Origin of the sequence: Nocardia jejuensis NBRC 103114 (assembly GCF_001613145.1) — a bacterium.
Lineage (GTDB): Bacteria > Actinomycetota > Actinomycetes > Mycobacteriales > Mycobacteriaceae > Nocardia > Nocardia jejuensis.
The window spans coordinates 186,721-199,407 of record NZ_BDBU01000002.1 but is presented as its reverse complement, the minus strand read 5'-3'; the positions used below and the strand labels follow the sequence as shown (position 1 = coordinate 199,407).

Here is a 12,687-nt window from a genome sequence, read left to right as displayed (position 1 = left end):
GGGTCCGTTCGCGCGCGGCAATCCGGGTGAGCGGCGACGATCACACCAGCGGAGTCGCGACGATCAAATCGACGGAGTCGCGACGATCACCCCGACGGGTCGCGACGCTCCGATCGACCGCGTTCCGAATCGTGTCGCGGAGCCAGCACTGCGCCGGGTCGGCGTCGAGGCGCGCATGCCAGAGCAGTCGAATCTCGATCTGCGGCAACGTGGCCGGAATCGGGAACCAGTGCAGGCCCAGCGGCCCGGCGTACTGTTCGGCCAGCCGCTGCGGGACCAGTCCCACGTATCCGCTCGAGGAGACCAGCAGGGCGGCCACCGCGAAAGTCTGGACCACGGCGGCGATATGACGTTGCAGTCCCTGTGCGTCCAGCACCTCGTCGAACGGTCCGCGTGCGCGGCCCCGGCGCGAGGCCGACACGTGCGGATGCTCGCAGAGCTGCGCCAGGGTCGGGCGGGGATGCCGGGCCAGCGAACTGGCCGTGCTGACGATGCCGACCATCCGCTCGGGATACAGCACCCCCGCCCGCAGATCCGCGGCCGCGACGTCACCGACCCCGATGTCCAGATCGACCGACCCGTCGCGCAGCGCCTCGGCACTCTCGTTGCCCTCGGTGACGAATCGCAGGATCACACCGGGTGCGACCGCGGCCGTGGCGGCGACCGCCGCCGGTACCAGGGTGGCGGCGACGCCGTCGTTGATGCGAATGGTGAAGGTGCGCTTGAGATCCGCGAGGGTGATCTCCCGATCGGCGCTGATCAGCGCCGACGCCTCGTCCAGCAGCGAGCGCACCCGGGGCGCGGTGCGCAGCGCGAACGGGGTCGGAGCCATCCCCCGCCCGGCCCGCACCAGGATCGGATCGTTCATCGCGCGCCGCAGTCGCGCCAGCGCTCGGCTGGTGGCCGGGATGGACAGGTGCAGGCGTTCGGAGGCGGCCGTGACGCTGGAATCCTGCAGCAGCGCGTCGAACACGCGCAGCAGGTTCAGGTCGAGTTGCTCGGACATAGTTGCATCCTATGCAATGACTCATTGCAAATGTTGCGTCGCGCGCATGCTCACACTTTTCCTACCGTCATGACCATGCAATTCGATGTCATGAACCGTGAACGCACCCCAACCGAGGCCGACCGTCCGGTCTCGCAGCGCGGCCTGCTCGCGACGATGTGCGCCTGCGTGGTGCTCGTCGTGGGGATGGTCGCCGCGATCAATCTCGCCGTCCCGATCCTCGCCTCGAGCGCCCTGCATCCGTCCGCGTCGACGCTGGTCTGGATCGTGGACACCTATGTCATCGTGTTCGCCTGCCTGGTGATCCCGGGCGGGGCCGCGGGTGATCGCTTCGGCCGCAAGGGCGTTCTACTCACCGGCCTGGCGCTTTTCGCGCTCGGCGCGCTGCTCTCGGCACTGGCGCCGAACGTGGCGCTGCTGCTCGCGGGCCGCGCGATCACCGGGGTGGGCGCGGCGGCCGTCCTGCCCAATACGCTCGCGGTGCTGCTGCACGCCGTGCCGGTCGAGCGACGAGGCGCGACCATCGCGACCTGGGCCTCGATGACCGGAATCGGCGGCGTGGCAGGCAATGTCGGTGGCGGTGCGGTGCTGTCCGGCGGCTCGTGGCGGTGGCTTTTCGCCGCCGCCGTCCCGATCGCGGTGCTGCTGGCCGCACTGGTGGGCCGGATCGCGCCGATCTCACCGCGCCACGACCGGCGCATCGATCCCCTCGGCGCGCTCCTGCTGGTGGGCGCCTCGGTCGCCCTGCTGGTCGGTATCGTGCAGGGTCCCGAGGCCGGATGGGACAGCGCGCTGGTGATCTCCGGATTCGGCTGCGCCGCCGTGCTTTTCGCGGCGTGGACGTTCGTGGAACTGAAAGTCGAACACCCGCTGCTGGATCCGCGCCTGTTCCGGCTGCCGGGCCTGCGCAGCGCGTGCCTCGGCATGACCGCCGTCTTCTTCGGCATGTTCGCGCTGTTCTATGTGAACGCGTCGTTCCTGCAGTACGGCAAGGGATTCGGCGTTCTGCGCACCGGGCTCGGCATCATTCCGCTGACCGTCCCGATCATCCTGCTCGCCCGCCACGTCGGGCGAGTGGCCCGGCGCATCGGCATGGACCTCACCCTCGCGCTCGCCTTCGGCTTCGTCGGCGGCGGCCTGATCGGGCTCTCCACCAGTGATGCGGCAACCCCGTATCTCGCCTACGCGGCCTGGCTGCTGGTCACCGGAGTCGGTGTGGCGCTGGCACTTCCGACGCTGTCCGGAGCCATCTCCGGATCACTCCCGGCGAATCAGGCCGGTGTGGGTGCGGGCCTGCAGGCCACGACTCGCGAATTCGGCAGCGCGCTCGGGGTGGCGGTCATCGGCACGATCCTCACCGCGCGGTTCGTGGACGCCCTGCCCGCCGATATCCGCGCCGAGCACGATCCGCACACCGTGGCACAGGCTCTCGCGACCGCACCCGCACGCACCCACGAGGTCATCGACGCGTTCGTCTCGGCCACCGAGGCGGGCCTGCGATCCGTCGGCGTGACGGTGCTGGTGCTGGGCGCGCTGGTCATCGCGCAATCGCTGCTCTCCCGACGTGCTCGCGCGCGCCGGCCCGGATCGTGACGACTCGGCGGTTCCCGGGCCGGTAGGAGCGCACCGCACCGCTGTGGAGCCGCACGGCCCCACGGCGGACCCGCCGATTCGGGCCGTGCGCCCGGCCCGATCTACGAAGTGGCACAGTAGGTCTCGAATGTGGCATTTGTGGTCGGTCAACCGGAAATATCCCGAAATGCCTGGTCGATTCGGCGGAGTACCGGCGGTATGCGGCTACGGTGTTGAGGTATGACGATCAGGGAAATCGCTGTCACGGTGGACGAGGACACGTGGGTCCCGCTCCGCGTCGCCGCCGACTGCGCCGGAATGAGCGTGCAGGACTACGTCAGCTGGGCGGTCCGCGTACTCGCGATACAGTCGCAGCCCGGCGGCGGAACCCGGCGCGGCGGCCCCATCCGGCCGCGAGTCGCACGCCGTCGCGGTAAAGCCGCCGACGACGCCGAATCCGCCGCCTGGACCGAGACCTTCGCCGAACGCCTCTCGCACCGAGCCGAACAGTTCCGCGCCGCCGACTGACGGGTGAACAGCGCTCGGACAGTCGATGAAAGCTCGGGTGTTCTTGCGCGGCAGGGCCTCCGACCTGGGCCGATATCTCCCGATGATGGCAGCATCAGTCGCGGAACTCGAACAGGCTCGAATGTGAACGAGGCAGCAGCATGACCGATTCGCGCACCCGCGAGAAGAGTCCTCGATCCCGGGAGCAGCGGCGACCGGTCCGGAACGCCGACACATGGTTGGTCGTGGCGGCCTTCGCGTTCGGAATGTTCCAGTTGCTCGCGCTGCCGATCCTGGTGCACACGCACAGCCGGGCGTGGGGATGGACGCTGGTGCCGCTGGCACTGCTGACCACCCCGTTCTGGTCACTCATCCATGAGGCCATCCACGGCTCGCTGCTGACCGACCGCGAACTCAACGACCGCTGCGGCCGTGCCCTCGCGGTGCTGTACGGCGCACCGTTCACCATGCTCAAAGCCGGTCACCTGCTGCATCATCGGTACAGCCGAACCCGCGAGCGCACCGAGATCTACGATCCGGCCACCTCGACCTGGATGCGGACCGCGCCGGGCTACTACCTGCGCCTGCTCGGCGGGCTCTACCTGCTCGAGGTCGCCGCGGTGCTGCTGGCGCTGCTGCCGGCCGCGGCCCTGCGCCGGGCGGGACGACGGCTCGACACACCGGAATCGGTTGCCGGACCGCTCTTCGACCGGCTCGCGGACCCTCGCTCGCTGGGGCGGTTCCGCACCGACGCGGCCGCCATCGTCGCCCTGTATGCCGCCGCGTTCCTCGCCTACGGCCACCACGCCTGGATGCTCGCCGCCGCGATAGGCGCACGCGCCCTGATCATTTCGATCTCCGACAACGCCTACCACTACGGCACCGAACTCGACGCGCCGCTCGACGCGATGAACCTGCGCCTGCCCCGCCCGCTCGAGCGCTTCGCCCTCAACTTCACCCTGCACGGCGTGCACCACCGGCACCCCGGCCTGCGCTGGTACGAACTTCGCGAGAAATTCCTCGCCGAGGGCGGCGCCTACTCCCTGAACTGGACGACCGCCGCCGTCCGCCAGCTCCGCGGCCCGATCGAACTGCCCTGATCGCACCAAACTCGGTGCGATACGGCCACCGCGGGCGGAACCCGAACTCGGACAGCAGGATCCACAGCGCCCGCGGTCACGAGCGAGGATCGCGCCCCCATTCGCTGTGAGCTGCACATCAATTCGGGGGCGATGATCTCGTTTCGAACGCTGTAGCGAAGGCGGGCAACGCATTCTCCGCCGTCGGAGCCTTCCCGCCGGCGTGCCCGCAGATCGATCTTCCCACCCGTTCCATCGCCGCGGCGTTTCCCGCGACGACCAGCCCCGCGATCGATCCCAGCGCCGCCATCGCGGTTCCGCACGCCCTGGCGACACCGCACGCCGATTCCCCGCCGCGCGGTGAAATCCCGCCGACGCCGCGAATCACGGGCAATACCTTCACAGTTCGATTCGTGGAACTCGGCGATGTTTGGACCGTCTGAGTCGGGTAGTACCTCCGTCGATGCAGGAATTGCATCCAACCGATGTCAACATCGAAGGACCAGATCCACATGACCACACGCGAAACAACCACTTTGCTGGCACAGCTGCGGGCCGTGCGTGAGCTGACCGACACCGAGATCCAGATCGCCGAGACCCGGCGTGCGCAGGCACGCACCGAGGCTGTGGAGCGGGAACTTGCCGAGAATGCCGACAACGCCCGCGCCCGAGCGGCAGCGATCGAGTCCGCACTGCGCGAACTCGGCGGAGTCCCGCATCTGATCGGACCTTTCATCGGACGCGCCGCCGGCGTGGTCAAGGCGATGGGCGAGCAGGCCCAGCCGTTCGACGAGGCGCTGCTCGGCGATCTCGCCCTCGAACATCAGCTGCTCGAGCGCGCCCGCTATATCAAGGCCCTGGCCACCGCCGCGCACGAACCGCAGATCGTGGCGCTGGCCGATCGCCTGATCACCGCGCATTCCTCGACCGTGGACTGGCTCGGCACCGTGCTGAGCGAGGACGCCCTCGGCGGACCGGCCGCGTTGCGCCGCACCCCGTTGCAGGCGGCCACCGGAACGATCGTCAAACTGGCCGTCATCCCGGTCACCTGGTCCGCGCGCGGTCTGGACCGTGCGCTGGACACCTTCCGCTCCGCCCCGCCCGCGCTCAGTGAACTGCTCGCGCGCGGCGTGCACGTCGGCGATGTCGCGGTGAAGACCCTCACCGCCTCCCGCGACGCCGCACTCGAGACCGCCGAGCAGGTCACCCGCCGCGAGGGCGAGCACAGTGCCGCGAACACGCTGCACTCGCTCCGCACCGCCACCGGAATCCTGGAGGCGCGCGAACTGCCCATCGAGGACTACGACGAACGGAATGTCTCCCAAGCCATTTCGGCGATCAAGACCCTCACCGAACCGAGCGACATCCGCGCGATAGTCGCCTACGAGGAGACCAACAAGAACCGCGCCGGCGTCGTCTCGGCCGCCCAGGCACGCCTCTCGGCCATCGCCCAGGACGTCACGGGCCGCAACTGACGTAGGCCCGGTCCTTCGGCGCAGCAAAAGCACTGGCGCCGAGGGTTTTCGGAGTTCGCCCCCGCACCGTCGGTGCGGGGGCGAACTCTGCCGAGGGACACCGTCGACCCGCCGGATCCATGACCGATGCTGCCCGGAGATCGGACACGGACGAGCGATCCAGGTGCGGCACGGCCACGTCGTCGAGCATCGCGACATGCCTTCCACGCTCGATCTTCGAAGTCCACCCGACGACTGGTGAACCTCGGCGCCGACGCAGATCCCGGAGCGTCGCCGATCCGACCCGACCGTGAGCATCCAGACTGTAGTGCGGTGTCCCTCGTCGGCAGGAGCAGATTCGTTGAGGACCGGAAATCGCCGTGCGGTCGTGCTCGGTGCGGCGGCATGGGTGTCGCTGGTGCAGTACTTCGTCATGCTGGTCGTCTCGCAGAACCGGTGGAGCACGCCGTACAGCTGGTCGCGCAATGCGATCAGCGATCTGGGTGCGGCAACCTGTCGCAGGTCCGAGCACCTCGAGACCTGGGTGTGCTCGCCCTGGCACGTCGCGACCAACGTGTCGTGGGCCCTCGCCGGCGTATGCATGTGCGCGGGAGCGATAGCGGTGACGCCGACCCTGCCCTCCACCCGTGGCGCGCGGATCGGATCGGGTCTGGTGGTCGCGGCGGGCATCGGGCTGGTCCTGGTCGCGATCAACCCCGAGGACACCTCCGCGACCCTGCACGTCCTGGGCGCCTCGATCGCCATCCTCGGCCTGGAAATCGCCACCGTGGTGCTCGGCGCGACGCTGCTGAAAGCCCGGCGGTGGGGACCGCTCGGCCCCCTCGGCATCGCTGTCGGCGCGGGCGCGATGATCGGTCTCGTGCTCATGCTGGCGGAGGTCGGCGGCCCGGCGCGGTTCGGGCTCTGGGAGCGGATCGCGGCGTTTCCCGGCCTGATCTTCCTGATCGTCCTGGGCGTGCGCATCCTCATCGACGTGTCCGCCCGGCCGCGCGGCGAGCACGAGTCGTCGACGGGAGAATGAGGCGGTGACCACCGACAGCGACCGTCCCGCCCCGCCGCCCGTCAGCGCGTCGATCATCGTGCTGACGCTGGCCCATCGCGTCGAAGCGGAACTCGGCGCGGCACTGTCGTCGCTGAATCTCACCGTCGCCCGGCTCGCGCTGCTCGGTCATATCGCCAGCGTGCCGGGAGCATCGTTCAGCGATCTGGCCCGGATGGGCGCGATCAGCGTGCAGAGCGTGCACACGGCGGTGAAGTCCATGGCGGCCGACGGCCTGGTGCGGGATCGGACCGCGCGCGCCGGCTCGGCCTCGACCATCGAACTCACCGCGGCGGGCACGCGGCTGCTGCACTCCGCGCAGCAGGTGGTCGCCGACGTGGACCAGCGACTCTTCGGCGCCGATGCCGACCCGTTCCAGCGCCAGGTCGGCGCTGCCGTACTCGATGCGTTCGCGGCCCGAAACGCTTCCTGATCCCCGGTTTTCGTCCCGGCGGTGACCATCCCCACAACCTTCAGCCAGACTGAAGCTCGAGCGCTAAGCTTCAGCCACACTGAAGGTTGGAAGGATGTCGATGCAGAACGCACTGCTCTCGATACACGTGCTGGCCGGGATCATCTTCGTGGGCGGATCAGCCGTCGCCGCGAGCCTGTTCCCGCGCTACGCGCCGGTCGTGGTCGCCGAGGGAACACCCGCTCCGGAGCGGAACATCGCCGTGGCGAAGGCCTTTCATCGCATCACCGGCAGTTATGCGGTCCTGGCGCTGATCGTGCCCGTGATCGGCATTCTGCTCGCGAGCATGCAGGGCCGAATGGGCGAAATCTGGATCACCCTCGCCATGGCGCTCACCTTCAGCGCGGGAATCCTGTTGGCCGCCTTCATTCATCCGATCCAGCGCCAGGCCCTCGATCAGCCGGACGAGGGGCCGCGACTACGCCAGTTGTCGATGCTGACCGGGATCTACAACCTGCTGTGGGCGGTCGTCGTGGTGCTGATGATCGTGCGCCCCGGCGCGCACTGAACACCCGCCCTCAGCGGTCAATCCTCACCCGCCTCGGTGAGCCGCGACATCAGGATGTCGTCCAGCAGCGCGCCGAAAGCCCTGGGCGACTCCAGATTCGCTCCGTCGGCGAGCACCCCGGCCCCGGCGCTGAGGTCACACGAGACGCATCCGTAGAGCCCGGCGTAGGTGGAGGCCACCGCCAGCAACCGCGTGGAATCGGGATCCTGGTCCCATCCCGGAATGCCGTCGGGATGTCGGGCCAGCTCCGCGAGCGTGCGCATGCTGCGCGGCCTGCGGGGACCGAAGGACAATCGGTCCGGCGCGGTGAACCCGGCGTGCACCTGGGACAGAAACGTCCGCATCGGTCGCGGAACACACGTCCAGTGCTCGGGCTCCCCCGCTCCGAAACTCGCCGGATCCCAGCCGATCCAGCAGATCACCCGACGGCCGGGCTCGTGATGTTCGAGTGCGTAGACCATGGCCAATTCACCGTGCAGCCGAACGACCCGCGCGTCGGCGAGCTCGGTCCGCAGCATCCGCGCGAAGTTCGGGATCAGGTCCAGGAAGTCCGGATTCCACAGCCGTAGCGCGGCCGCCGCTCGTTCCCGCGCCTCCGGCAACATGAGCACATCGCCCCATCGTGGCGGCAGCTCCGGCGTGTCCGCCCCCAACGCGAACACGACGGAGCCGAGCGATCGCTCACGCCCCAGAATCGACTCGATTTCGCCCCGATCCACGGCCATGGTGTCGGATCAGCCCTCCTGTTCGTGTCGCATCGTTCATCGGATTTCTCGCACCCCCTCCCGGTTCCGATGAGAGCGTCTGCGACAGATGTGGCGCCCGGACATCTCACTGTCGAACACGTGGCGTGATGCCCGGGCACTCCCCTCCGACGCCCGGGCACCGAACCCCGCTCCGAGTGACTCGGACGCACTCCAAAAGGTAGTGAGCGGCCTCGGGCCACCGCGAGCCCAACGCCGGGAATCTCATCGAAACAGCAGTTCGGAGGCCCTTTCCAAGTTTTCCGGACCGGAGGTTTCGGTACCGCCCGTCCGGACCGGAAAGGGCCACACCCTAGTCTTGGCAGATCGAATGACCGAGGGGTGAAGTGAGTTCCACAGCGGGTGAGACACGCGGATCGACAGCGCCGCGAGTGGTGTTCACGGAACGATTCGGACAGCTGTACGCCGCCGCGGGCAATCCGAAACTGACCCGGCTGGCCGAGAACGCTCGCACCCGATTCCCGGCCGGCACCCGACCGCAGGGCGCGTCGATGCAGCGGATCAGCGACTGGCGCGCGGGACGCAATGTCCCCGCCAAATGGGAGTCGTTCCATCCGGTGCTGCTGACCCTGATCGAGGCCGCCCGCACCGCCGCCGAACCCTGTCCGCCCGAACTCCTGGACGTGCGGCAGTGGAAGCGACTGTGGACCTCGTGCACGACCGACCGGCCCACACTCGCAGTCTCGGTGGGCTGTCCGTACCCGGGCTTGACCCGATACGGCCGGGCGGATGCGGAACTGTTCTCCGGCCGCGACACCGCGACCGCCGAACTACGCGAACTCGTCCACACGACAACCGGAATCATCGCCCTGGTCGGCGCGTCCGGCGCGGGTAAGTCGTCGCTGTTGCACGCCGGACTGATTCCCGGCCTCCTCGCCGACGCGTGGGAGGTGCAGGTGCTCACGCCCGCCCGCACCTCGGAGCAGACGCTGCGGGATCTGCACTGGGACGGCGAGCGGCGGCTGCTCGTGATCGACCAGTTCGAGGAACTCTTCACCGCCCACACCGACGAGCACGACCGCAACAGCTATGTGGCCGCGCTGCACGCGCTCACCGCCGCCGAGCAGGCGGTCACCCTCGTGCTCGCGATCCGTGCCGATTTCTACGCCCGCTGCATGGACCATCCCGTTCTGCTCGCCGCGCTGCGCGATCGCTCCTATCTGCTGGGCGCGATGACCCGCGAGGAACTGGGCCGGGCGGTCGCCCGTCCCGCCGAGATCTCCGGGCTGAGTCTCGAGCCCGGGCTGCGGGAACTGGTCATCAGCGAACTGTGCGATATGGACCACGGCTCCGAACACCAGGGCTACGACCCCGGACTGCTGCCGCTGCTGTCGCATGTCATGGCCGCGACCTGGGAGCGTCGCGAGGGCCGCCGGCTCACCGTCGCCGGATACCGCCAGGCCGGGGGCATTTCCGGTTCGGTCGCCGCCACCGCCGAGCACGCGTGGACGGCGCTGAGCATCCCGCAGCAGGCCGCGGCCCATCGGATTCTCTCGGCGCTGGTCAATGTCGGGCGCGACAGCAAGGACACGCGCCGCATCGTCCGGCTCACCGACCTGCCGGACAGCGACGACGGTGCCGGCGGCGCCGCGCTCGAGGTGCTCGCACGCAGTCGGCTCGTCACCCTCGACACCGAATCGGCGTACCTGACCCACGAGATCGTGCTGGACGCGTGGCCGCGCCTGCGCGCCTGGATCGACGAGGACCGCATCGGCTACGTCGAACGCCAGCGCCTGGACCTGGACGCCGCGGAGTGGGCGGCGTCCGAGCGTGATCCGTCCCGCCTGTATCCCGCGCCCCGGCTCGCCATCGCCCGTGAGCACGCCGAACGCGGACCGGTCAGCGCCACGGCCGGTGAATTCCTCACCGCCGCAACCCAGGCCCGCACCCGAGACCTGCGCCGCACCCGATCGCTGCGGGCCGCCGCCGCGGCCGCCGTGGTCATCCTGCTGGCCGTGTCCTCGATCGCGTACTTCCAGAACAGGCTGGCCCAGCAGCGCGAGACCGACAAACTGATCGCCGAACTCCTCACCGACGCAGACGGTCTCGGGGACACCAACCCCTCGCTCGCGGCGCAGCTGGTGCTGATCGCGGACAAAATGCGCCCGGCCGACCCCGCGATCCAGGCCCGGGTGCTGCGCACCCAGACCCTGCCGCTGGCCACGCCCCTTCGCGGACACGAGGATTCGATCACCGATGTCGCGGTCGATCCGCGCGGCACGCTGATCGCCTCGGCCGGCGCGGACCGCACCGTGCGACTGTGGTCGATGACCGGCGAGCCGCGCGCGGTGGCGACGCTGGCGCAGCAGGACGCGCCGGTGACCTCGGTCGCGTTCTCGCCGAGCGGTGAGATCCTGGCCGTGGGAACGCTTTCCGGGTCGGTCCGGCTGTGGAGCATGGCCCGGCCGGAGCGGCCCGAGCCACTCGGGTCCGCGTTCGTCAGCGGATCCGGTGGGGTGCGGCTGGCGTTCAGCCCCGATCGGCGCACGCTCGCGGCGGCCAGCGCGGACCACACGGTCACGCTCTGGAACGTCGCGACCCCGGCGGCCCCGAACCGCGGGCCGCTGCTTCGCACCGATGCCCCCGTGCGCTCACTGGCGTTCTCCCCCACCGGAAATCGCCTGATCACCGCGAGCAACACCGCGTCGGAACCGACTCACTACCGCTCGGCCCCCGAGCCGCCGGTCACCTCGCAGGTGCTGGTGTGGTCGCTCGATTCGACCGCGGCGCCGATGAACATCCCGGTCGAGGACACCACCCATCGGGTCGACGCGGTGGCCTTCAGCCCCGACGGAACCACGGTCGCTCTCGGACACGGTGGCGCGACCGTGGACATCGGCTCCTTCGCCGAGGCCGGTGTGCGGCTGTGGTCGATCGCCGACGCCACGCCCCGCCCGTTGGGCCCGACCGTGCCGCTGTCGATCCGATCGGGTATCTGGGCGTTGGCATTCAGTCCCGACTCGCACACCCTCGCGATCGCGGACGACGAGGGCGCGCTGCTGTGGAACGTGAGCGATCCGGCGCGGCCGGTTCCGTACGGATCGGCCCTGCGCAGCGGTGCGACCGCCTGCCCCGACCCCACCGGGGCGTGCCGGACCGGATCGCAGTCGCTGGCCTTCGCGCCGGACGGACGGCATCTGGTCACCGGCGACGCCACCGGCATCGTCCAGCTATGGTCGCCCGCACCGGGTTTCGTCAACGGCCTCACCTCGGATCTGGTTCCCGCGAGCCTGGACGAGAGCGGGCAGCGCATGGTCACCGGCTGGGACGACGGCGAACTGCGCCTGTGGGACCTGTCGAACCCGACCGAACCCCGCCGTCTCGGCGCGATGGTGGGCGGCGCGGGCGATATCAGCGCGGACGGCCGGAGGATGATCGCGATGCCGCGCGGCACCCATCCGCCGGTGCACCTGATCGATATCTCCGACCCCGATCATTTCCGGGTGCTGCACGAATTCCCCGACGCCATCGCCGCCGGTTTCATGGACGGCGATCGCATGGCCACTCTCTCGGGCCCCTACGACGACACCACCTGGCAGATGGAAAAGGTGCGGTACTGGGATATCTCCGATCCCGAACATCCCCGCCTGCTGGGCACTCCGCTGGCCGACCGGCCGTTCACCGACGGCGCTCTGGCCGCCCTGACGAACAACGACGGCAGCCTGATCTTCGCGCTGGGCCGCGACCGGCTCCCGTCCGGCGGCACCCAGAATGTCGCCGCCCTGTGGCAGGTCACCGACCCGTCCGGGGCTCGGGAGGTCCGCCGCATTCCCAGCCCGCCCGCCGCGCCCATCTACTCGATCACGATCGGTCGCGACAACCGCACGCTGGTCACGATGACCCGAAAAGCCATCCAGCTCTGGGACATCAGTGATCACGACCGGCTCACCGAGCTCTCGGCCATCGCTCCCCCGGACGGCATGCTCACCACCACGGTCGACATCACCCCGGACGGCCGCCGCATGGTGATCGGCGGCAACGACGGGAGCATCCGGCTCTACGACGTCGAGAATCGTTCCGCGCCCAAACCTCTCGGGCCCTCGCTGGTGAGTCCGAAGGCCATCACCGGTGATGCGTACGCCACGCTGGTGCCCTCGCGCGGGCTGGTTCTGGGCGTCGGGTTGCGCAGCCAGCTGGTGGTGCTGGATCTGGACCCCGCCGAGGCGGTCGAGCGGGTGTGCCGAGTGACCCGGGACGTTCTCACCCCCGAGGTCTGGCACGCGCACCTGCCCGATCGGGCCTACGACCCCCCGTGCTGAGCGCGG

Annotated in this window: 10 protein-coding genes; 8 read left to right on the top strand and 2 right to left on the bottom strand. The window is 69.5% G+C overall.

What is annotated here, in order from left to right; genetic code table 11:
* Positions 1 to 40: 40 nt before the first annotated feature.
* Complete coding sequence (locus NJ1_RS01365) at positions 41 to 1,006, bottom strand: LysR family transcriptional regulator (RefSeq protein WP_084477619.1); 966 nt, start codon at positions 1,004 to 1,006, stop codon at positions 41 to 43.
* A 69-nt stretch (positions 1,007 to 1,075) separates the two neighbouring features.
* Between NJ1_RS01365 and NJ1_RS01360 the strand changes: the two genes are divergently transcribed.
* The 7 genes from NJ1_RS01360 to NJ1_RS01325 all read left to right on the top strand — a co-directional run bounded on the left by NJ1_RS01360 (position 1,076) and on the right by NJ1_RS01325 (position 7,658).
* Positions 1,076 to 2,599: an MFS transporter gene (locus NJ1_RS01360; protein WP_067686155.1), complete on the top strand. Its 1,524-nt coding sequence runs from the start codon at positions 1,076 to 1,078 to the stop codon at positions 2,597 to 2,599.
* Positions 2,600 to 2,818: 219 nt separating this feature from the next.
* Positions 2,819 to 3,106 carry a hypothetical protein gene (locus NJ1_RS01355; RefSeq protein ID WP_067686152.1) on the top strand — a complete coding sequence of 96 codons (288 nt, stop codon included), beginning with the start codon at positions 2,819 to 2,821 and terminating at the stop codon, positions 3,104 to 3,106.
* A 140-nt stretch (positions 3,107 to 3,246) separates the two neighbouring features.
* Positions 3,247 to 4,185: a fatty acid desaturase gene (locus NJ1_RS01350; RefSeq protein WP_067686149.1), complete on the top strand. Its 939-nt coding sequence runs from the start codon at positions 3,247 to 3,249 to the stop codon at positions 4,183 to 4,185.
* A gap of 491 nt (positions 4,186 to 4,676) precedes the next feature.
* Positions 4,677 to 5,639 (top strand): hypothetical protein, encoded by a 963-nt coding sequence (locus tag NJ1_RS01340; protein WP_067686144.1) that lies wholly within the window; start codon positions 4,677 to 4,679, stop codon positions 5,637 to 5,639.
* Positions 5,640 to 5,979: 340 nt separating this feature from the next.
* The gene (locus tag NJ1_RS01335; protein ID WP_157573680.1) at positions 5,980 to 6,660 is read left to right on the top strand and encodes a DUF998 domain-containing protein; all 681 of its coding nucleotides are present in this window, start codon (positions 5,980 to 5,982) and stop codon (positions 6,658 to 6,660) included.
* A gap of 4 nt (positions 6,661 to 6,664) precedes the next feature.
* Entirely contained in the window at positions 6,665 to 7,111 is a 447-nt protein-coding gene (locus tag NJ1_RS01330; RefSeq protein ID WP_067686137.1) for a MarR family winged helix-turn-helix transcriptional regulator, read from the top strand.
* A gap of 94 nt (positions 7,112 to 7,205) precedes the next feature.
* Positions 7,206 to 7,658: a hypothetical protein gene (locus NJ1_RS01325; protein ID WP_339380935.1), complete on the top strand. Its 453-nt coding sequence runs from the start codon at positions 7,206 to 7,208 to the stop codon at positions 7,656 to 7,658.
* A gap of 17 nt (positions 7,659 to 7,675) precedes the next feature.
* Here the strand turns inward: NJ1_RS01325 and NJ1_RS01320 are convergent, their stop codons facing one another.
* Entirely contained in the window at positions 7,676 to 8,383 is a 708-nt protein-coding gene (locus tag NJ1_RS01320; RefSeq protein WP_067686135.1) for a hypothetical protein, read from the bottom strand.
* Between the two features lie 410 nt (positions 8,384 to 8,793).
* Here NJ1_RS01320 and NJ1_RS01315 point away from each other — a divergent pair, with 410 nt between their 5' ends.
* The gene (locus NJ1_RS01315) at positions 8,794 to 12,681 is read left to right on the top strand and encodes a WD40 repeat domain-containing protein (RefSeq protein ID WP_067686132.1); all 3,888 of its coding nucleotides are present in this window, start codon (positions 8,794 to 8,796) and stop codon (positions 12,679 to 12,681) included.
* Positions 12,682 to 12,687: the final 6 nt, after the last annotated feature.